Consider the following 22,396-nt stretch of genomic DNA (forward strand, 5'->3'; position numbering starts at 1 on the left):
AAACAGATTTAAACAAAAAAAAAGCCTTTTTCCGAATTGAAAAAGGCTTAATACATATAAAACTTAAATTTATTTTACGGCAATTAAATAAGTTGCCATTTTCCAAATTTCATCATACTTTTTGCCGTTATGTTCTCCTGATACTTTTTCGGTATAAGCAAATTCTACCATGTAATTTCCGGACCAGATTGGTGTAAAAGAGATTTCTCCTTTATCGTTTGTCCATAATTCTTTTTCCCACCCGTTTGGGGCAATTACTTTTACTTTTTGCTTTTTGGCAGAAGCACCTTCGTAAAAAGCAAATATGTCGATTTTGGCGTTTTTCTTAGCGATGTCTGCATTTTCACTAAAAACGCCAATTACATTATTATTTGCCGTTGCATAATTTCCTGCAGTTTTGTTTCCTACTACAACTGTTGCACTTGAATTGTAATCTAAAACCATAGTTCCGTAAATATCTTTTACTTTGTGGTGCATTACGATTGTATAAACTCCGTCTTCATCAGGTGTAAAAAATGCCTGATACTTATTTTCAAGAGCTTTAGAGGTTAACTTAGTTTCTTTTTTTGAAGGAGAAACCAATACTAAAGTAAAGTCTTTTAAATCTGAAAACCATTTGTCGGCTTTGGTAATATCGTTATCTGCGAATTCTCCAAAATATATGGATATTCCCTGGGCCTTGCCTTTTGTACCAGTAGTTTTAGTTTCAATCCATAAGGCGTGGGCAAAAAGGGCAGGGCTTAAAAGAAGCATTAAAATTGAAAAAGCCAGTTTTTTTAAGTTATTTAATTTCATGATAAGTACGTTTTTAATTATTGTTTGTGATAAAATCCCTTAAAAACTAATTTAAGGGATTCATTTTTATTTAGAATTTGTAACTAACCGACAAGCGAACGTTTGTTCCCGGTTCTGCTTGCCAGTAAAAATAGCCCGGATCATATTTTCCTCCAGAATATAAATATTCGTCTAAAATGTTATTTACAATTACATTATAAGTCATTTTTCCTTTTTGGTATGTAACTCCACCATCTAAACGGAAATAATCAGGCAAAGCTGTTTCATCGCTGTCAGAAACAAACCATGGAGATCTGTCAATTTGATATTGGTAACCAATTGAAAGGCCTAAACCGTTTAGTGCTCCCTGATCCATTTTATAGTTTAACCAGGTATTCTGAACATGTCTTGAAGTTCCCGCAACCTGAGTTCCTACTAATGACTGGTCTGTATCTTTAGTGACTTTTGCTTCTGTAAAAGCATAATTTATAACCACATCAAGATTCTTAACAATCTCTCCTCTAATATCAGCTTCAAAACCTTTTACTTTTTGTTCTCCACTTTGTCTCATATACTGAATGCCTCCTGTAGAGTGGTCCGGATCCGCAGTCAAAATGTTTTTATTTGTAATTTGATATACTGCAAAGGTAGAATTCCATTTTCCGTTCATCCAGTCTCTTTTGAAACCAAACTCAAGATTTGTCCCGGTTTGTGGATCAAAACTATTTCCTAGCCAGTCAGTTCCATAATTTTCATTAAACGATTCATCTCTTACAAAATAAGCCGAAGTGTTTTTGTCTAAAGAATAGCTTACACCCAATCGAGGCGTAAATTTACTGTCTTTATATGATCCTGAGTATGCATTTGAAGTTTTTAGTGTTGTGTATCTACCCGCAAGCGTTACACGAAGACTGTTATCAAAAAATCCTAACTCATCTTGTAGATAAAAAGCGTTGTACCCATTGCGATATTGTACACCTCTTTCTCTGATATCTTTACTTCTGTCAAAAACAGGTAATTTATTAGCAGGAACATTACCATGAGTTGGGTTATAAATATCAAAAGGAACAATATTACCATTAACATCATAGCCATTCAAAGCAAACGTCTGGCTCCAGTCATGGTAATTTAATTTGTCACTCATATCAAGACCGCCTAAAATTTTGTGAGTAACAGAGCCGGTTTTTTCTTCACCATTTACGAAAAATTGACCTGTTTTGGCTATTCCTAAAACATCCCAGATAGATACTCCACGGTGTAAAATATTATCGTTTCCAGAATCAAATCCAGGGTATTGAGGCCACATTGACATTCCTTCTTGTTTGAAGTTAAAATAAGCAGCTTGTCCTGTAAATTTCCAATTATCACTTAATTTGTGCTCAAAAATTGCCAAAATACTTTGGTCATTCATATTGGTTGGATCAAAATTTGGCTCGGCATTAGTAAAACTTTTAGGCAAATCTGCGTATCCTTTGTTAGAAAAAAGATAGTTTGAACCTATTGCAAGAACCTGAGAAAATTGATAAGTATATTCTAATGTAAGTGAGGTTTGATCATCAATTAAATATTTTAATACAGGAGCGATAGAAAAACGATTGTTATAATCGAAATCACGGTGACTGCCTTTCATTTGTCCCATAGCATTGATTCTGTACAATAATTTTCCGTCTTTCGATAATTTTCCGTCAAAGTCTAAAGCACCTCTGTACATGTCAAAACTTCCTAATGCAAAATTAGCCTCACCTTTTGTACGTCCGCTTGGTTTTTTGGTTACAACATTATAAAAACCGCTTGGGTTACCATTTGCGAGCATAAAACCGGCTGGTCCTTTTACAAACTCGATACGCTCTACCATACTCATGTCTTCGGTCAATGGTCCCCATGTAGTGCTTACATTCATACCATTTCTAAAAGCCGCAACCTGGCTGCCTCTCATAGTAATATTAGCATAATTATCCCAATGTTCTACTCTGGTAGCGCCACTTACGTTACGGGTAACACCTTCAAGCATATCATATATTTGCTGATCCTGAATTAATTTTCCGGTAATTACCTGAATGTTTTGCGGGATTTCAATAATAGCCGACTGCAAACGAAGCGAGGATGAAATTCTGTTGGTTTTAAAAGCACTTTTGTTACTTAAAACTACAACCTGATTCAGTTCTGTATTTGATAAAGTCAATTTTAAATCTGTAGTCGTTACTTCACCTGCAGTAACAGTTACTTCTTGATTAAGATCATCATATCCCACTAGTGTAACTACTAATGTATGTGTTCCTGCAGGCACATTTTTAAGTTCAAAAGATCCATTATTATCTGCAATCGTGTTTTTGTTTATTCCTTTTATAGAAACAGAAACTCCTTCTGCAGCTTTATCGTCGCTTGTTTGTATTGTTCCTTTTATTGTGCCTTTTTGGGCAAATGAAGTAGTAAGTGATAGCAAAAAGATGCTGAAAACTAATAAGAACTTTAGGTTATTCATATAAAAATAGATTTGTTATTATTTAGACTTAATAAAAATAATACGCAAATGTAAAATTTAATACTTGTTTAACAAATATTATTTAGATTAAATATGAATAATATTTTTTAATGTATTGGTTTTAGGGGAGTAAGGTTTCAAAAAAAAATGCCCTACTTGATAGTAAGGCATATAAATTGGTTTAAGTATTGTAAAATTTCTTAATAATACAAATTTATTATCTGGAATTGAATTAAACTTATTTTTTGATCTGCTTTTTGCTTTTTCTAAAGAATGTCGTATGTTTTGACCTTCCTATTTTGTAACAGAAAAGTTAGGATATAAAAAACATATCATTTTTCAGCAGCTTTCAAAAAAACGTTTGCTTACTTGCTAAGTAAACTAAAAATTAAAGAGAACTAATTTAAAAAATCAGTTTTTTTTGGAATTATTATGTGTTTTTAGAATTTATAGCTAAAACTGGCCACAACATTTCTTGGTTTCTGAGGATTCACTGTGCCCCATCCGCCATTGAAATATTCCTTATTGGCAATGTTATTGATATTTAATGCTACTCTAAATTTGTTGTTACCGTAAAAAAGGGATCCATTTATAACAGTGTATGACGGCAGTACAAATTTCCCGAGTTTATCACTGTTGATAATTGCATTTTCACTGGCATAATTTCCTCCAAAGCCTAGTCCAAAATCTTTCAGCATTCCATATTGAAATTTATAAGTTGCCCAAAGATTAGCTAAATTTTCAGGTCCTGACCACATTGGTCTTTTGCCTTTTTCTAAAAACACATTTTTAATATCTCCTTTTGTTATTTTACTCTCATTATAGCTGTAGCCCGCAATAATATTTAAGCCTTTTGCAGGAGATGTATTCAGATCAAATTCAAAGCCTTTGCTTCTTGATTCACCTCCCTGAATACTATTTAAAGGATTTTTTGGATCAATTGTTACCAAATTGGCTACTTTGATATCATAATAATTTAGAGTTGTATTTAATTTTTCGTCAAGAACATTTGCTTTAACACCAAATTCCAATTGATTGGCATGTTCCGGATCAAAGGCTTCAGAACCTACTAAATTTCCATTAGTATCATATGATTTTTTTGGCGAAACATTTTTAAAACCATTCATGTAATTAGCGAATATAGAAAGCTTGTCAATAATAGGCTGATACAATAAACCGAATTTAGGGGATAAGGAAGTTTGATTGTAATCATCATTATCAGTTTTTATATCTCCTTCATTATCAAAATAATCAACACGTAAACTGGCCATTGCTATTAAACTTGGAAAAATATTGATAACATCTGATGCATATACACTGTATGTTGCATCTTTGCTATTATAATTTGTCGTGCCGGATTTTGCAAGAACAGCATCTACAGAACTGCGGGTTGGGTATGTTGGAGCATCCTCAGTTCCGGTATAGGGATTAAGATAATTAACTTCTCCTTGTGGAGTAATATTATAAAGCCAGGCATAACCGGAACCTCCAAATTTTAATTCTTGTGAAAAGTAATCAAATCCGGCAACAATCCTATTACGCATATTTCCGATTTTAAAATCACCAATAAAATTTTGTTGAATATCAGTAGTTACTGTTTGCGATTGCTCTTTGGTAATATTTACAGCAAATTCGCCTAACCCATTTTCATTATCAGGCATATATGAATAATAACCATCTGATTTGGTAGAACCTCTTGATAATGCTGTTTGCGAAGTCCATTGTTCAGAAATATTGTAATTCATCTGAGCCTGTAAATTGAACTTGGGGTTTTTTATGGACAAATCATTACTATAAAAAGAGAGTTTGGTGTTGTAGTTTAATTCATTAAGATTGTCAAATTGCAATGTAGAGGATCTTCCTAAAAATAACATCGGAGGTGTTGTCTTTTCTTCTTGCATGAATTCAGTATTAATCAGGAAAGATAATTTTTCATTAACCTTGTAGGATAGAACAGGGGCTACAAAAAAAGAAGTACGGAAACCTGCATCCTGAAAACTATTTTCTGTCTGATATGCAGTATTAATTCTTATAGCAACATTATCTGACTCATCTATAGAGGTATTTACATCAGCAGTAACTCTGTTAAGTCCAAAACTTCCGGTAAGATAAGATACTTCTGTGCCAAAACCTGAATAAGGTTTTTTAGTTACTGTATTAATGAGTCCTCCGTAACTAATCAGACTGCTTCCAAACAAAGTTCCGGATGGGCCTTTTATAACTTCGATCCTTTCAATGTTGGCAGGATCTAAACTACCATTTGTTAAACCGGGTAATCCGTTTACAATATTTGCCTGTACATCAAAGCCTCTCAATGTATAAAAGGATCCGCCATCTCCGCTACGGCCTGTTGATTCCCATAATTTTTGAATACCGGGAACATTTTTCAAGGCATCATCAAAATTTGTTATTGCCTGTTCTTTTAATAAATCAGCAGTAACTACATTGTAAACTTGTGGATTTTCAATGTTTTTAAGGGGCATTTTTGAAACATAAGTGCTTTGTTTCGGAAAGAGTTTTGCTCTGTTATTATTATATATAGTTACTTCTTGTAGTTGTTTGTTTGAAACTTTTAATTGTAAATTAAGTTTTGTAGTTTCATTGCCTGTTACTTTTATCTCTTGTTCGAGTGTTTCGTAACCAGTTAAAGATATTTGTAAAATGTAGTTATTGGCTTTTATATGGTTCAATTCAAAATTTCCATTTTCATTAGTTATTGTATTGTATTTAGTGTTTTTGAGAATGATGTTTACACTGGCAGCCGGTATTCCATCTGATGTAGTTATGATTCCACTTAGTTTTCCTTTGTCCTGAGCAAGGCAGTTTGTGGCTGAAATTAAAAACAAGCAAATTATAAAAATAAAATATTGCTTTGGTAGGTTAGGATAGTTCATGGTCGTGGTTTGTAAAAATGTATCTTAATAAGTAAATAGTGCAAATCTAAATATTTAATGTAAAGAAATGCTTAAATATTTGTTTTATTCTTAGTTATTTGCGTTTATGTCTAAGAATTGTTTTATTAATAAAAATCTCTCAATATTTTAGTTTTATTGAAATATTTTTAAAAATTCACTTACCAAACCTTATTTTTATCGAAACTACTAAATAGTTGTTGCCTTTTTTTTATTTTTTCGTCCCCACCAAATCAAAAAACCTGTGATAGGTAAACTCGCTGATACCAAACTGGCAATAAAGGCGAGTATTTTACCTGCTAATCCTAAAATGCTGCCTACGTGTAAATCGTAATTAATGAATCGAAATTTTTCTCCGTTATTTTTCTCGTTATAGGTTGTTGTTTTTAGAATTTTTGCTGTGTATTGGTCAAACTGTATGGCTACATCATCAAAGCGGCTTTCATGTTTGGTAAAAGTTCCAACTGTTGCCGTAGAATCATTTGCTTCTGGTAGAAAAACAAAATAGCTTTCAGCTTCGGGATGTAATTTTTGAAGGGTATTATAAATTGTATCGACTGAACTTTTCCGGGTAAAATGTGTAGTATCAGATTCGATAATCTTTGATTCTTTTTTAATCGTTTTTCCACCATTAAAAACCCATTGTACACCTTTATCATAACAATCAAATGCCCAGACTAATCCGGTGAGTGCAATAATTAAAGCAAAAATCATCATGTAATATCCTAATATATTATGTAAATCGTAGTTTTTGCGTTTCCATTTAGTGGTATTTTTCCATCGGAACCAAAATCGTTGTTTGGCAGCCTGTTTGTTTTTTGGCCACCAGAGTATCAATCCTGTAATTAGTGAAATGATGAATATAATGGTTGCACTTCCTACGATTGGATCACCTATATTGCTGTTTAAACAAAGCGTTTGGTGTAACATTCTGACGAAAACAAAAAACTCAAAGTTGTATTCTTCCCGTTTTTTCACGCTCCCTGTATACGGATCTAAATAAATGTAGGTACTTTGATAACGATTCCAATACCAAATAGCATCTTTATCAAGTTCCTCAAAAAACGAGATAATTACAGTACGTTCATCATCATTAATTACTTTTAAACTAGAAAGTGACTGTTGGGGTTTGTCTTTGTTCGCTTTTTTTGCAATTTCGATTAATTCACTCACAGGCAGTCTTTTGTTTTTTACAGCCTCTACATGATAATATTCATGTACTACAGGACGTAATTCTTCTTCAAATACATATATACAACCTGTAATTCCAAGGATTACTACAATTAACCCCGAGCCTAATCCGAGCCAGAGATGGATTTTAAGTATGCGTTTTTTTAATGACATAAATGTGTTTTATTTATAAAAGACAAATACCTCTGTCCATAACAACAGAGGTATTTTTAATGAATTATTATGTTTAGAATTTTAATGTCAGGTTAACCAATACGTTTGTTGGTGCTTGCGAATTCCCATAAAAATCCCAATATTTTTCATTTGTCAGGTTGTTTAATTTAACTCCGACTCTCCAGGTAGACTGATCATAAAATACAGTTGCATTACATGTTCTATAAGCAGGCATGTAAACAATGTTATCCGTTTGGAAAAAGCTTTTATCCACAAAATTAACTCCAAATCCGGCACCTAATCCTTTTAGTTTATTTTGCAAAGTATAAGTGGTCCAAAAGTTAGCTACGTTGGCAGGTGCTCCAGCAGCTTTATTTCCGTTGATTAGTGGATCTGTTGTATTTAAAATACGATTTTCATTGTATGCATATCCACCAATTATGTTTAAACCTGAAATAGGATTAGCTATCAGCTCAAAGTCTACTCCTTTACTTACTTGTTTTGCATCTTGAATATAAGTTGGCAAATTTTCTCCGGGTACTACAAATGTTCTTGTCGCATTATCAATAGTAATATTATAGTAACTAGCTGTGGCACTTAATTTTTTATTGAATGTTTCTGCTTTTATACCTGCTTCATATTGTTTTGCATAAATAGGGTCTAAAGCCAGCTGATCGCCGCTTGGCTGCGTTACCGGAGCTGCATTTTGAAATCCGTTCATGTAATTTGCAAAAACAGAAACCTGATTTTTTACAACTTCATACACCAATCCTAATTTAGGAGATAATGCCGTTTGATCATATCCTTTTGTAGTTGCTGTGTTTTTTTGTTCAAAGTTGTCTAAACGTAAACTCAACATTGTATACAATCTGTCGCAAATGTTGATTACATAACTTGTATAAGCACTAACAGTTTGTTGATTGGCAGCTACTGAAGAATTTTGATTTATTGCAGCTTCAGCCATTTTTCTTCTAAAAATGGTATAGCCTGTGGTTACGTCAATATTATCAAAAGTTGCAATTCCGGAAGAAAACTTAGATTCATTTAATCTGTAATTTAAGCCCGCTAAAAATGTATGTTTGATACTTCCGGTTGAAAACTGACCATTGATGTTTTCCTGAATATTAGTGAAATTATTTTCAATAGGTCCCCAGTTACCAACTCTTCTCGTTGCTTGGGTAGGAGAGCTCCAAACTGCATAAGTTTGATAACTACGTTCTACATTTTCACCTACGTAAGAAAATAGAGTGGTTGATTTCCAGTTTTCTGAAATTTCATATTCTGCCTGTGCAAAAAATTTATTTCCTGAAGTTTTGGCATCATTATCATCGTGGAATAATGTTTTTTTATAATCTAATTTTAAATCACCTGGATTCGTTATTCCAGATGTTGGAGTATACGTATTATATGTTCTTCTGGTATTGTTAGAGTTTATTAATTCTGCATCAATGTTAAAAGTAAGTTTGTCGCTTGCTTTGTAGGTAAGGCTTGGCGAAATTGCTATAGTTTTATTAAATCCGTAATCTAAAAAACTTTTTTCATTGTTATATGCCAAATTTACTCTGAATAAAACCGTTTTATCCTTATTAAGAGGTGTATTCACATCGGCAGTTAAACGGTTTAAATTAAAACTCCCGGCAGTATAAGAAACTTCTGTTGCCGTAGTTTCAAAAGGTTTTTTGGTTACCAAATTGACAACACCTCCATAAGAAGATATAGAAGAACCGAATAAAGTTCCTGAAGGCCCTTTAAGAACTTCAATTCGTTCAACGTTTGAAAGATCAACAGAAGAACGTCCTGAAATAGTTTCCATACCGTTTCTGGCATTGATTCCGGTTGCGAATCCTCTAAAAGTGATTGCAATTCCTCCTGAAGGAAAACTAACAGGAACCGCTCCAGGCGTATTTCTTATGGCACTTTCAATGTTTACCGCTACTTGTTCCTGCAACAGTTCTTTATGAATTACACTATAAACCTGTGGATTTTCTAGATTAGATATCGGCATTCTTGCTACATAATCTGTCTTTTTAGATAAGATGCTTTTTCGGCTGCTTATTACAACTTCCTTTAATTCTTTGTTTGATACTTTTAATTGTAAATTAAGGACTGCTGTTTCATTTTCAGTAACTGTTACTTCTTGTTCCAAAGTTTCATAACCTGTCAAAGAAACCTGTAAAGTGTAGGTATTTGCTTTTACTCTGTTGAATTCAAAAGCACCCTCTTCATTGGAAATGATCCCATACTTAGAGTTTTTAAGAATAATGTTTACACCTGCTGCGGCATCTCCGTCAGATGTGGTGATTGTTCCTTTTATTTTACCATGGTTTTGTTGTGAAAAAACTGTAAATGCTGATAATAGCAAACTGATTGAAAATAGAAAACGACATGTTTTCAGATTAAAATACTTCATTAAAATAAAATTTGTTTTGGTTATTATTTTTATTTAGAATTAATAAAAACAGTGTAAAAGTAAAAATTATTACTTCACCAACAAATGTTATTTAGATTGATTTCAAATAATTTATTAATATTTATTAAAAGGGAGCAAAAAATGTTAGAAGTATTTTTTTTATTATAAATTATTAAACATTTAATTGTTTTGTTGTTTTAAAGCATTTTAGAAAAGTTTAAAAAGGAAATTTGGTTTTAAAAACCTTAATTTTGCAGAAAATTAAATTGAAAACAACTCAATGATTATTCCCTTTTTAAAAAAAATACAGAATACTCCCCAAGGATTTAGATTGGCAAATACTGTATTTTTTTTTCTTTCCGGATTTGGATATTCCTCATGGGTATCCCGTATTCCGCATATTCAGGCCCAATTACATTTATCTGAAGCCCAATTTGGAGCTGTCTTATTTGCTTTTCCAATTGGTTTGATGCTGACAATGCCTTTTACCGGAAAATTATTAAATAAACACAGCAGCCGCTATATCATGCTTTTAGGAGCAATTATGTTTAATATTGTACTGTCTTTACCCGGTTTAGTAGCCTTTGTATGGCAATTGGTTCTCGTACTTTTAATTTTTGGGGCTTCGCGCAATATTTTCAATCTATCGATTAATGCACAATCTCTTGAAGTACAGAAATTATATCCAAAATCGATTATCACGAGTTTTCATGCTGTTTGGAGTATCGCTGTTTTTTCGGGAGCAGGTTTTGGGTATGTAATGGTAACACAGCATATTGCACCATCTCATCATTTATTAGGAGTAAGTGTTTTTATGCTGGCTCTTACGGCTTGTTTTTATCCGCTGAGCATTCATAATGAGCCAGTTCCTGTGAAGAAAAAATTCTTTGCAATGCCGGAAAAAAACCTGATAAAATTCGCTGTGATTTGCTTTGTTTCCATGGCCTGTGAAAATACCATGTATGACTGGAGCGGTATTTATTTTGAAAATATTTTGAAAGCTTCTCCAAAATTAACCAGTGCTGCATTTGTGTTTTTTGCAACAGCAGTAACTTTAGGACGAATATTTGGAGATTCTGGTGTAACGAAATTTGGGATAAAAAAAATTCTGCTTTACAGCGGAATTTTAATTACTGCAGGTTTTGCGCTTTGTTTTATTTTGCCGTATGCTTACCCAACTATTTTTGGTTACGTTTTAATTGGTTTTGGAGTTTCCTGTGTGGTTCCGTTAGTATTTAGTATTGCCGGAAGATCTTCAAAATTAAGCAGTGGCTCAGCTATAACTTCTATATCTACAATTGGGTATCTTGGTTTTTTACTAGTTCCGCCAATGGTGGGTTTTATATCTGAATATTTAAGTATGAAATGGGCGTTTTTAATTATGGCAATTTTAGGTATTCTGATGATTTTTATGGTGAATAAGATAGGGGAGGATGAGTAGTTTTTTTAAGTTGCTAAGCGACCGAGATGCTTAGATTCTAAGTTTTTTGTGAACGATAAAAGTTTAAAATTCCGTTTGAGGACTCATTTTTTGCTAATTTCTTTTATATAATCTTTCCATTTTTGTTTTTCAATAATATATGAATATTGATAACTTTTTTTGCAAAATCTTATCTTGTTTTTAAATTCCAGAGTATCAACATAAAAGTAATCAAGTTCTTCTTTTTGATTATAAAAATGAATAGAAAATGAGCTTTTTGGACAACAGCAGTAACCAGTTTTTGTAGCATTTTCAAAAATGGTTTCAATGTCCTGGACTTGTTGTTTTGTTGTAGTTTTAAACTCTTTAGTTGCAATATACGATTCAACATTTACTCTTTTATTTGTTAATCTTGAATCGTAAGCTTTTATAACGATTTGATTACTATCTGTTAATATTGAATTGAAGGAAAAATTATCCCAGATATCATCAATTGAATTTTGGGTTTTTTCGTTGCAGCTTATTATTAAAATTCAAAATAGAAATAATAAAAAGACTTTTTTCATTAGAAACAATTTTTAGGCTTATTTCAATAATATCAGAAATTATATTTATTAAAACTCGCAAACTTTAGATGTATTAGTCTCTATTTCTTTTTTAAATTCTGAAGGTAAATGTAATTTGGATGTACAAAAATCTTTCATTTCATATTTTTGTGTTTTTTTATTGAATAGTATTGCCTGATGTGAAATGTAGTCTGAATTATAATACCATACATTGGTATCTTTATCAATATATAAAAGCCAATAATGATTGGCGCTAAAAGTTTCGTTTAGACTTTGCTGAAATAATATTTTATTATTATGATCTCGAATGGCAAATATTTTTGAACCATCTTTTAATTCTTTAATTAAAATATTTCTGTTTTTGCCCGGGATATTGTAGATTCCTGCATCATATAAAAAACCTGATTTAATATTTTTGGATCTTAATTCAGAATTATTGCATGATATAAAAAGAACTAAAAATAAAATATGAAATGACATTGATTTTATAACAAATTGTAATGTTCTATTTTTCATGATTCTAAGAAAAGATTACTTCTTCTTCATAATAAACCTTTCAGTAGTAAGCTTTCCGTTCAACTTTCCTGTAATCTCAGCTGTCAAAGTATTATTAGCTCCTTTTGTATAAGTGATTTTTTGTGGATAATCGTGTTTAGGGTTTTCGAAAACCAATTGTTTGTCTGATTCTGAAGTAGAAGGGAAGGAAACCGGTTTGTCATCATTTTGACCTTTTACAGTCGCTTTGTAAGTAAGCGTTTCACCTAATTGAGCCAAAATAATGTTTTCAAAATGCAAAGTATCTTTACCTTTGATAAAATAAGAAGCAGCGTTAAAAGTACTGTCGTTTACTTTTTCCCAGTTTTCGGTTAAAATCCCATCCGGTGAAGTATTTTCCCAGTTGCCAATTAGCCAGTCTGCTTTTTTGATTTTGTCTTTTTCAACGGTTTCTTTTTTCTGACAGGAAATGAAAGCTATAATAAGTACCGTAAGCGTAATTTTCTGAAACATATCTGGAAGTATTAGTTTTAATAGTACAGCTAAAATAGATAAAAATTATTTGCCATATCCCGAATGACTAAGATAAAGAAGCAATTATATTAATTTTTGTTATTAAATTTTGTTTACGCAGATTTAAAAAAGATTTATGCAGATTTATAAAATTTAAATTAAAAAACATCTGCTTAAATCTGCAGAATCTGAGTGAAACAAAAAATATTTTCATCTTTTAATCTGGGGCAGAAAAACTCAAATACCTGCTGTTAAAATCGAATACACCAATTCCTTAGTTGGTTTTTGATCTTTTAATTTTGCTCTTACATCATCAAAAGTCACTTTAAAACCACAACCCGATTTATATTCACTGCAGCCGTAAGCGGTTTTGCCTTTTAGTATTGTCCCTTTTTGGCATTTTGGACAGATTAGTGAATCTGAATTTTCTTTTGAGTCAGTTTTTTTATCACTTTTCTTTGGTTCTAACTTTAGTTTATAGTTTTCTTCAAACCGAATTAAACCTTCAACAGTACCGTTATCAGTTTTAAAGCCTTTTATATTGACAGTTGAACCTTTTTGAATCAGGCGTAAATATTGGCTTTCAGTAATCTTTTTATCATGAAAAACAAAAGGGAGCACAAAATCACAACCCAATTTGTACGCACTGCAGCCATAAGCTGATTTTCCTTTTATGAGATTTCCTTTTTGGCATTTTGGACATGTTTCTGCCAAAATTCCTGAGGATTTCTTTTTTTCTTTTTCAGCTTTTATAACTGGTTTCTGAATCATTGCTGCATGAGAAATGTTTGCGTGTCTGGTTTCGCTTCGTACTTCAGTGACCAAAGCTTCAACCATGCGTTTCATGTTTTTGATAAAGGCACCTGCAGTAAAAGTACCTTTTTCAATGTCTTTCAGTTGTTTTTCCCAGGAACCGGTAAGTTCTGCCGATTTTATCAATTCATTCTGAATCGTATCAATCAATTGAATGCCTGTTGGAGTAGGCAAGACCTGTTTTTTATTTCGTACAATATACTGACGTTTAAAAAGCGTTTCAATAATATTAGCGCGTGTAGACGGACGCCCTATACCATTTTCTTTCATCAATTCGCGTAAATCTTCGTCATCAACTTGTTTTCCTGCGGTTTCCATGGCACGCAATAAAGTCGCTTCAGTAAACTGATTCGGTGGTTTGGTTTCTTTTTGAAGGAATGATGGTTCGTGTGGCCCTTTTTCACCAACCACAAAATTTGGCAGTAAATCTGCTTCTTTTTCTTTTGCATTCGGATCTTCAAAAACAACACGAAACCCTTTTTTTAAGATCTCTTTTCCGGTAGCTTTAAACATAACTTCAGCAGCTTTTCCTATTACGGTTGTGTTGGCAACCAGACAATCATCATAAAAAACGGCAATAAAGCGTTTTGTTATAATATCATAAACCTGCTGCTGATTATATTGCAGATTGTTTTGAACTCCGGTCGGAATAATAGCGTGGTGGTCAGTTACTTTTTTATCATTAAAAACCTTAGGCGATTTTTTGATTTTTTTCGCTAAAATGGGCTGCGTTAGTTCTGTGTAACTTGTTAATTTTTGCAGAATCCCGGGTACTTTTGGATAAATATCATTGGGTAAAAATGTCGTATCTACTCTTGGATATGTAATTACTTTTTGCTCGTAAAGTGTTTGAGCAATTTTTAGTGTTTCCTCTGCCGAAAATCCGAATTTCTGGTTGCAATACACCTGTAAACCTGTTAAATCAAACAGTTTTGGTGCAAATTCATTTCCGTTTTTTTTATCAATCGAAACAATTTCAAAATCACTTTCTTTGACTTTATTCGCCAAAATTTCCCCATCTTCCTTATTCAAAAAACGACCTTCTTCATAACTAAAAAGTGTTTCCCTGTATAAAGTCTGTAATTCCCAATAGGGTTGGGGTTTGAAATTTTCTATTTCTTTAAATCGGTCAACCACCATTGCCAAAGTTGGTGTCTGAACCCGCCCAATTGACAGCACTTGTTTATACCCGCCATGTTTTACGGTATATAAACGTGTAGCATTCATGCCTAATAACCAGTCACCAATAGCTCTGGAAAAACCGGCGTAAAATAAATTATCGTAGTTAGCAGATGGTTTTAAGTTTTCAAAACCTTCTTTTATCGCTTCGGTGGTTAGCGAAGAAATCCATAAACGCTGTACTTCGCCTTTGTAATGGGCTTCGTTCATCACCCAACGCTGAATAAGTTCTCCTTCCTGCCCGGCATCCCCGCAATTTATTACGACTGTGGCTTTGTCAAATAAACTTTTTATGATTTTAAACTGTTTTTCGATTCCCGAATTTTGAACTACTTTGGTTTCAAATTTTTCAGGAAGCATAGGAAGGTTGTTCAAATCCCAACTTTTCCAATGTGGTTTGTAATCATTGGGTTCTTTTAAAGTACATAAATGCCCAAAAGTGTAGGTCACGGCATAACCATTGCCTTCATAGTAACCGTCATGCTTGGCATTGGCACCCAAAACGGATGCGATTTCTCGTGCTACACTTGGTTTTTCGGCAATACAGACCTTCATTTTCTCTTTTTATTTGAAAGCGAAATTAAGGATTTAGAAATTGGTATTGAAATTTTTTACGGTTTAGCAATTAGGTTTGGTATTAAGATGCAAAGTTTTTTCTTAGCGGCATAGAACCTTAGTGACTTAGCGTCATTATTAACCTGCAAAGAAATCCAGCATTGTTTTCAGGACATTTTTTGAGTGCATTTTTTTACCATTTTCAAGTGATTTGTTATAATCAATACTGTTAGTTTACATCAGCTTTAAAACTGATGTAAAAGCCAAGATCGCCCCATACATTACAGACCGTTGCGGTATAATAGTTTAACCCGGTAATCATAAGATTTCCAATAAAACAACATTCTAAAGTTAGTATTAAAAATAACAAGATATTTACTTCAAATAAACTTTTTTGAAAGATTAAAATAATTATATTCGCTTATGCTAATTTAATCTTAACCAACTAGAAATGAATATAAAACAAGCCACTACTATAGATGAAGTTATTCAGTTACTGGATGAAATAATTAAAGAATCAATATCGAAACAAAGCGCTATAGGTTTATTTACTATGTTATATCGTGAAGTGACTGTAAAAATCAAAGAAGGAATTCAAATTGGTTCTTTTCAGAATGGTGAACGAATGGAAAAACTGGATGTTATTTTTGCTAATCGGTATCTAAAGGCATATTATCAGTATAAAGCCAAAGAAAAAGCATCGGAATGTTGGGAGTTTTCTTTTCAGCAGGCAGAAACCTTTTGGCCAATAGTGGTTCAGCATTTACTGCTCGGAATCAATGCACATGTAAATCTGGATTTAGGAATAGCTTCAGCCGAAGTGAGTACAGCAGAAAATATTAAAGATTTGGAATCTGATTTCAACCAAATTAACATCATTCTTAGCAACTTGGTAGAACATGTCGAAAAATGCTTAATCAAAATCTGGCCTATACTCACGATTATACTAAAATTAACGGGTAAAATAGACAACTTTTTTATAGATTTTAGTATGAAAACCGCCAGAGACGGTGCCTGGAAATTTGCGAATGAATTTGTGAGGACTCAGGAAGACCAAAGAGAAGCCTGTACGCAGAAAAGAGATAAAAGAATTGCCGAAATCGCCAGATTGGTTTCAAATCCCGGATATTTTGTAAGTGCTGTTTTCAAGTTCATTCGTTTATTCGAAAGGGGAGATGTTGCTCAAAAAATAATGAATTTGAAAATAATTGAAGAAAAAGAACCTGAGTGTGTGGTTATTTAGTTTTAAATAATCAATTTCAATATAAAAACCACAAACTTTCGCTTGTGGTTTTTTTATATTTAAATTTTATATTTGCTTTAATAACTAAAGTGATCAGCCATTTAGTTATCTTAATTTTTGTCGCAAATTATAATCGTCCATGATTTCCTTAACACTTTCCTGTTTAATTTGCTTTCTGGTTAAGCCTTTTAGGCTTCCTACATACCCATTAAAAACATGGCTAATATAAAGGGGAGAAAGTTTCGATCTGTGAGAGGCATTATGACATGAAAAGCAATTAACCAGACTATCGACTGTAACCTGATGTATTGATTTCGGGCCAAATCCTACCTGAACATAGGTTTCCATAGTAATATTGTAAGCTGCAACAGAACCTCTTGTCAATTTTCCGGGTGTAGATTCTGAAAGTGTTCCACTTAAGGAGTCTAATAAAGCAGCTTGTTGCTGAGTAGTCTTGTATCCTGCTGTATTAATCCATATGGATCCATTGTAAAAATAATTGTTCCAAATGCCTTTCAGCTGTGACTTAACGCTTTGATTGATTGTACGAATATTATTTAAGTTCTGTGAACCATTTTGACTTGTTTTCATGAAAAGCTGAACATTATGAGAACCTTTCATTGCTTTTTCAACCGGAACACCATATTTATAAACTGAAAAAACATCGGTATAAATTCCATTTCCTGAAGTTATATTGGTAACCGTAGCTGTGCTGCTCTTATTAAAAAAAGGATAATCTACTGTACTTGTTACTGGCGCATCAGTCGTTGGTGTAGCTTTAGACCAGTCGTAAGCAGGTGCAAGATTTTCATGTTCAAAAGTAGCCCATACAAATTCGGGATGATTTTCTACCACTCCAACTACATGCATTCCTAAAAGAGCCACTTTGGTTTTTACGCCATTAATTAATCCGTCAGTAATAAAATAAGAAGAAGGATCTTTAAGAACACTCGCATCAATCCAGGAGGTTTTAAGTTCTAATGAACCTACAGGAAAAGTGATGTCTTTTAAGCTAGTAGGGTCATTTTTTGCTATTGGACCATACTTTAGCATTGTTGTGTACATAAGTCTGTCCATGAAGATAGAATAATAGACTGTAGTAGATTTAGGAACACCTGATGGATAATTAGGTGTTTTTAAAATATCAGATGGAGAACTTGCCTGAGCAATATCTGTTAAAACAATTCCACTACCTGGATTTAATCGCTGACCTGCTGAATTCACCTGAATCAGATTAGTTATAAAGAATGGTACTCCATTGACCTCATTAGTAAGCCAAAGAAATTTTTGCCAGGACCATTGATGAAAGTCACAATTCGTTACTGTTTTATTGTTGGCAAATACGCTTGTTGGTCCTTCATTTGGAGCAGGAGTCTGGCGGGTGTTGTTTACGATTGTAAACCAATTAGCAGGAGCTAAACACTCAGAAGGAGCTGCACTTATTTTTATATTCGTGTAATTGTTTTTCTCTCCTTTTGAATCCTTTTTACAGGCACACAATGAGATTAGTGTGATTAAAAGTAATACCTTTTTTGTCGTTTTCATAATTGGGTCTCTTTGGTTAATTTTTGTAATTATCTCTTTTGAAGACCTGAAACTAAACAATTAAGAAATTGACTGCTGAAAAAATGTCTTAAGCATTCAGGATTTAGGTACAAAGACAAGAAAAATGGGTATAAGTAAAATAGCATAAGTAGGTACTATAGTTCTAATATCTTAGCAGGCAGTTTACCAATAAGATTCAATAGAAGATTATAGCTAATTATTCTTTGGCAAGAGCGGAGTATTTATTTTTACTTTTTTCTTGCCAGCACAACCCAGTCCCGCTGGTCTTTTTCTTCGACAAAATTTTCAATTGAATATACGATATCAAAACCAAGATCTTTCATTAAGCTGAGAACAAAATCTTTTGACAGGCAGCTGTAATAAAATTGCTCTCCAAACATTTTGTCAATATGTTCGTCTTCTTTTTTTCCGTGGGTAAAAAGAAAATAACCTCCGGGAGCTAACAGTTGATATACTTTGTTGTAAATTTCTATCTGACGTTCTTTTGGGAAATGGAAAAGCGAGTCCCAGGCAATAACTCCGTTAAACTTTTCATCTGAATCAAAATCAAAAAAATCGCAAATACAAAAGACTACGTTATTAATTCCGACAGATTTGGCTGCTTCTATCATTTTAGCCGATAGGTCAACTCCTGTTATGGAAAAATTACGGTCAGAAAGATATTTTGCTATTGGCATTCCTGTTCCGCAACCAATGTCTAAAATAGTTCCTTTTGAATTTATATAGTCAGCAAAGTCTATAATGGGTTTGTTTACAATAGTATTGTTTCTTGCGTTGATCCAGCTGTTAATAATTTTATTGTATGAGTCTTTGTTTGTCAAAGGTTTATGGTATTTATAATTAAAAAAATCTGCGCTATTGGGTTTACAAGGCAGATTTATAGTTTAAAAATATCAATTCTTCGCATCCACGAGATTTCTGATTCCAAAAACGTAAGTTTTGTTTGAACTATTTTATCACTTTTATCTCTCGGATTTTTAGTAACAAATCTCGCTGTAGAATTATTAAAATCTAACGTGTATTTTGCATCAAAGTCTTCTTGTTTATTCGAAAAAAATGTAACCAGATTGTCTTTTGCGCTCCATTTTCCTTTTCCGTATTTATTCACTTCAGGTGGAATTCCTTGTTTCATATTTGAATAATAATGAAATACAAATGTTCCGTCTTGATTTAAGGTCAGTTTATATTCAAATACATGTTTTCCTTCTGTGTCACCCAGTGAACGCTCGTAATTACCAACGAATTGATTTGATTGTGCGAATGAGGTGAGGGTAAAAATTAAGAGTAGGGTAGTGATTTGTAATAGTTTCATGGATGAGATTTTTTATTTATAGTATGGAAAAACCCAAAGGTCATAATGATCAGGAATATAGGTAGAACAATCTTCTATTTTGCAAATCTGAAAGGAACGAATCACATTTTCATAAGTAGTGTTTCTACTAAATTTTAAATGAATCCCCTTATTTGCATCTTCAGCTTTCATTATTTTTTGAATTTCAAGCTGAAACAGATTCAGGATACTATCATTATATTTTCCATTTCCGTTAAGTTGCAAATTAATTATTGATTTTGTTTTTACATATTCTTCTAATGTAAATCCCAATCTTTTCTCAATATCTTTATCACGATAATCAATATGAGTAGCTTTTTCTGCGAATGTATTATTTCTAAGCATCCATAAAAAACATGCAGCAACAAAAATGATAAAGAATGCTCCGTAAATATAAAAGGATTTTGTTTTCATTTAAATGGTATTAAATAGCTGACAAAGCGTAGCGCTTCAGCAGAAACACTTCGCAGATATGGTAATTACGACTTTTAAGAAGAAAGCTTCAAAGAGCAGTTTTAATACAAAACAAATGTCTTACTATAAACGCGTTTATTTTCTATAAAAATATTCATTTGCCAATTGCCTTTGATCAATTCATAAGGCTCATCGAAACTGTAAGATGAGGCTGAAGGGATATTGGTTGGTCTTTTTGTTGTGTATCTTATGCTTTTAAATTTTTCGCCTTTATCGTTTGTTATTTTTTCAGGATAAATCCATTCAATATCGATGTTAATGTCAACAGTATCTTTGGCAGTAACTATGTAAACAACTCCAAAATTTGCTTTTTTAACAGCCTCAATTGAATCTGTTTTTTTTATGATCTCAAAATCTTGTAACCAGCCACGGGTTCCTGTTGGAGAGTTCTTAAGTTCCTCGGTTTTTCTGCCTTTAACATTTGCTTGTCCATAATCGAGCTCCTTAAAATCTAAGTTTCCATAAGTTTTAGATTTAACAGTTGTCTGTGAAATGATTGTTTGTAAAATAAAGAAAGAAAACAATGTATAAACGATTTTCATATTATATTGGGTTTAAATTTAGTACGTAATTATGTTGGTTTTATCAATCATTCCCGATTGGGACTAGTGGTTATTTGTGTTAGCTCTTTTTTGCAAATTAAAAACGGTACCTGAAGGCCCCATAATCCAATGCATGTCTGTATGGATTTTCTCAATATCATCACAGGTTTTTATATTGTTTTGTTTTAAATAATGTGCAGCTTCTTCAACATTGGGGTATTTAAAATAATCATTCGTTAATGATAAATAAACTGGTGTTTTTGTCAAAAATTCTGGGAAGATATAACAAACAATTTTTATCAAAAAATTTTAAAATTTTGAAATTATTATAGCTGCTTAATTCTTTAAAAGAAACTGTTTTTTTTGGTGAAGAAATTTTAAAGTAATCTAAATAGACCGGGCAAACTATAGGCCCGCCTAATCTTCCGCCACCACATTGTGAAGTGTTTCCGATTACGATACTGTCAAACGGTTCTAAAACATCTTCTTCATTATGCAGACTTGTGATATTGTATACTTCTACTTTAGAGCCTCTATTTTTCCAAAACAGTGAATCTAAAGGTTGCGGATTGTAATCTGGTGGTGAAAATTTATAATCGAGAGTGTAAATTACATCATCAATCATTTCTACATGATACAAATCAATACTTTTTGATTGTGAATTGGATTCATTTTTAATAGAAGTATTATTAGACTGATCGATTTTAAAATAATATTTCCTGCAATTTGTAAGGCTTGTATAATCTGAAATAACAATAGAGTCTGAAGATGCAGCGCTATTATTTTTACTCACATAACTAACTGTAATGCAATTTTTTTTTGTGATAAAAATAGCCTGGATATCTTCATTTTTTCCGCTGAAAAATTTTAGATTCAGCTTTTCAGGATTTGAAGCCACATCAGAAAATGTTAGCATTTTAGGATACTTATCTTTTTGGGGTTTTTGATAATCACACGAAATAAGGAGAAGTGAGAAAAGGAATAAAAGAAGTTTATGCATATAAGATTTATAAAGATTTTTAGTATTTTGTTAGGGAGGGAAGTGTATTATGTACTTGAATTGGAGACATTGAAGAGTGGCATGAAGTAAGAAATAAAATTACTCCTGTAAGATTTAGTTTAATCAGCTTATTCATATAAATAGGTTTAATTATTATCAAATATAAGATATTTCTTGTATAATTTTTAAGGTTTATTATTTTGATTTATATATCGGTTGTATACAACTGATTGTATACAATCCTTTAAAAGTAATTCATTACTTGTAATTTCGTCTCTATGAAAAATCAGAATAAAAGACAATACAAACTAAAATAGAATATCATGGAAACACAACATAAAGAACAAGTAGCAGAATTTCTTCAATCAATGTATACGTCAAAAAAGTTTAAAAAGCTAAAACCGCATCATAATAGTGATAATTCGTTTAATGTAACACTTAAAGTATCCGGTTATAACCAATTAAACTTAATGGTTTCAGATTTGCTAAAAGCTAGTATTGTTTTGCTTCATCATGATGCACCAAGTTTACCAAGTCATACCGTAAACACAGATATTAATGTAATGACTTTACTTGAAATTGCCTTGCAGTTATTGCCTGAAGAAGAAATGGAATTATTGGATGAATTGTATAAATTAAATTTGAAAGTTTAATGTAATTTATTTTTTCGGTGCTGGGCATTGTCTCTGACTTTGCGCTATTTTCGATATCATTAATTTGAAAACAGAAACGTCTCAGAGGCTCGTTTCCATTTATGGAATTAATGTCTTGTATTAAT

Annotated in this window: 17 protein-coding genes; 3 read left to right on the forward strand and 14 right to left on the reverse strand. The window is 32.4% G+C overall.

Going from position 1 to position 22,396, the window contains the following annotated elements; genetic code table 11:
• Positions 1-69: 69 nt before the first annotated feature.
• From JE46_RS01055 to JE46_RS01075, 5 genes are all read right to left on the reverse strand, one after another.
• The gene (locus tag JE46_RS01055) at positions 70-795 is read right to left on the reverse strand and encodes a hypothetical protein (protein WP_031453397.1); all 726 of its coding nucleotides are present in this window, start codon (positions 793-795) and stop codon (positions 70-72) included.
• A gap of 70 nt (positions 796-865) precedes the next feature.
• The gene (locus JE46_RS01060) at positions 866-3,256 is read right to left on the reverse strand and encodes a TonB-dependent receptor (RefSeq protein WP_031453398.1); all 2,391 of its coding nucleotides are present in this window, start codon (positions 3,254-3,256) and stop codon (positions 866-868) included.
• A gap of 440 nt (positions 3,257-3,696) precedes the next feature.
• Positions 3,697-6,150, reverse strand: coding sequence for a TonB-dependent receptor (locus tag JE46_RS01065; RefSeq protein WP_031453399.1), 2,454 nt, complete (start codon positions 6,148-6,150; stop codon positions 3,697-3,699).
• 207 nt (positions 6,151-6,357) lie between these two features.
• On the reverse strand, positions 6,358-7,512 hold the full coding sequence (locus JE46_RS01070; RefSeq protein WP_031453400.1) for a PepSY-associated TM helix domain-containing protein: 1,155 nt from the start codon (positions 7,510-7,512) through the stop codon (positions 6,358-6,360).
• Between the two features lie 73 nt (positions 7,513-7,585).
• Positions 7,586-9,922 carry a TonB-dependent receptor gene (locus JE46_RS01075; protein WP_031453401.1) on the reverse strand — a complete coding sequence of 779 codons (2,337 nt, stop codon included), beginning with the start codon at positions 9,920-9,922 and terminating at the stop codon, positions 7,586-7,588.
• Positions 9,923-10,202: 280 nt separating this feature from the next.
• Between JE46_RS01075 and JE46_RS01080 the strand changes: the two genes are divergently transcribed.
• Complete coding sequence (locus tag JE46_RS01080; protein WP_031453402.1) at positions 10,203-11,363, forward strand: MFS transporter; 1,161 nt, start codon at positions 10,203-10,205, stop codon at positions 11,361-11,363.
• 593 nt (positions 11,364-11,956) lie between these two features.
• Here the strand turns inward: JE46_RS01080 and JE46_RS01085 are convergent.
• From JE46_RS01085 to JE46_RS01095, 3 genes are all read right to left on the reverse strand, one after another.
• Complete coding sequence (locus JE46_RS01085) at positions 11,957-12,424, reverse strand: hypothetical protein (protein WP_055726138.1); 468 nt, start codon at positions 12,422-12,424, stop codon at positions 11,957-11,959.
• Positions 12,425-12,439: 15 nt separating this feature from the next.
• Entirely contained in the window at positions 12,440-12,916 is a 477-nt protein-coding gene (locus tag JE46_RS01090; RefSeq protein WP_031453404.1) for a DUF6265 family protein, read from the reverse strand.
• 237 nt (positions 12,917-13,153) lie between these two features.
• Positions 13,154-15,463, reverse strand: coding sequence for a type IA DNA topoisomerase (locus tag JE46_RS01095; protein ID WP_031453405.1), 2,310 nt, complete (start codon positions 15,461-15,463; stop codon positions 13,154-13,156).
• Between the two features lie 451 nt (positions 15,464-15,914).
• Between JE46_RS01095 and JE46_RS01100 the strand changes: the two genes are divergently transcribed.
• Positions 15,915-16,706 carry a DUF5995 family protein gene (locus JE46_RS01100; RefSeq protein ID WP_031453406.1) on the forward strand — a complete coding sequence of 264 codons (792 nt, stop codon included), beginning with the start codon at positions 15,915-15,917 and terminating at the stop codon, positions 16,704-16,706.
• Between the two features lie 105 nt (positions 16,707-16,811).
• Here the strand turns inward: JE46_RS01100 and JE46_RS01105 are convergent, their stop codons facing one another.
• From JE46_RS01105 to JE46_RS01135, 6 genes are all read right to left on the reverse strand, one after another.
• Positions 16,812-18,251: a hypothetical protein gene (locus JE46_RS01105; protein ID WP_031453407.1), complete on the reverse strand. Its 1,440-nt coding sequence runs from the start codon at positions 18,249-18,251 to the stop codon at positions 16,812-16,814.
• 248 nt (positions 18,252-18,499) lie between these two features.
• Positions 18,500-19,093 (reverse strand): class I SAM-dependent DNA methyltransferase, encoded by a 594-nt coding sequence (locus JE46_RS01110; RefSeq protein WP_031453408.1) that lies wholly within the window; start codon positions 19,091-19,093, stop codon positions 18,500-18,502.
• Positions 19,094-19,149: 56 nt separating this feature from the next.
• Positions 19,150-19,584: a hypothetical protein gene (locus JE46_RS01115; RefSeq protein ID WP_031453409.1), complete on the reverse strand. Its 435-nt coding sequence runs from the start codon at positions 19,582-19,584 to the stop codon at positions 19,150-19,152.
• 12 nt (positions 19,585-19,596) lie between these two features.
• Entirely contained in the window at positions 19,597-20,016 is a 420-nt protein-coding gene (locus JE46_RS01120) for a hypothetical protein (RefSeq protein WP_031453410.1), read from the reverse strand.
• Between the two features lie 101 nt (positions 20,017-20,117).
• Positions 20,118-20,618 (reverse strand): DUF3859 domain-containing protein, encoded by a 501-nt coding sequence (locus tag JE46_RS01125; protein WP_031453411.1) that lies wholly within the window; start codon positions 20,616-20,618, stop codon positions 20,118-20,120.
• Between the two features lie 229 nt (positions 20,619-20,847).
• Entirely contained in the window at positions 20,848-21,534 is a 687-nt protein-coding gene (locus JE46_RS01135; protein WP_031453412.1) for a hypothetical protein, read from the reverse strand.
• A 407-nt stretch (positions 21,535-21,941) separates the two neighbouring features.
• On the opposite strand from JE46_RS01135, the gene JE46_RS01140 reads away from it, so the two are divergent.
• Positions 21,942-22,271: a hypothetical protein gene (locus tag JE46_RS01140; RefSeq protein ID WP_031453413.1), complete on the forward strand. Its 330-nt coding sequence runs from the start codon at positions 21,942-21,944 to the stop codon at positions 22,269-22,271.
• The last annotated feature ends 125 nt before the right edge of the window (positions 22,272-22,396 follow it).

It is taken from the genome of Flavobacterium chungangense LMG 26729 (assembly GCF_000735715.2).
Taxonomy (GTDB): domain Bacteria; phylum Bacteroidota; class Bacteroidia; order Flavobacteriales; family Flavobacteriaceae; genus Flavobacterium; species Flavobacterium chungangense.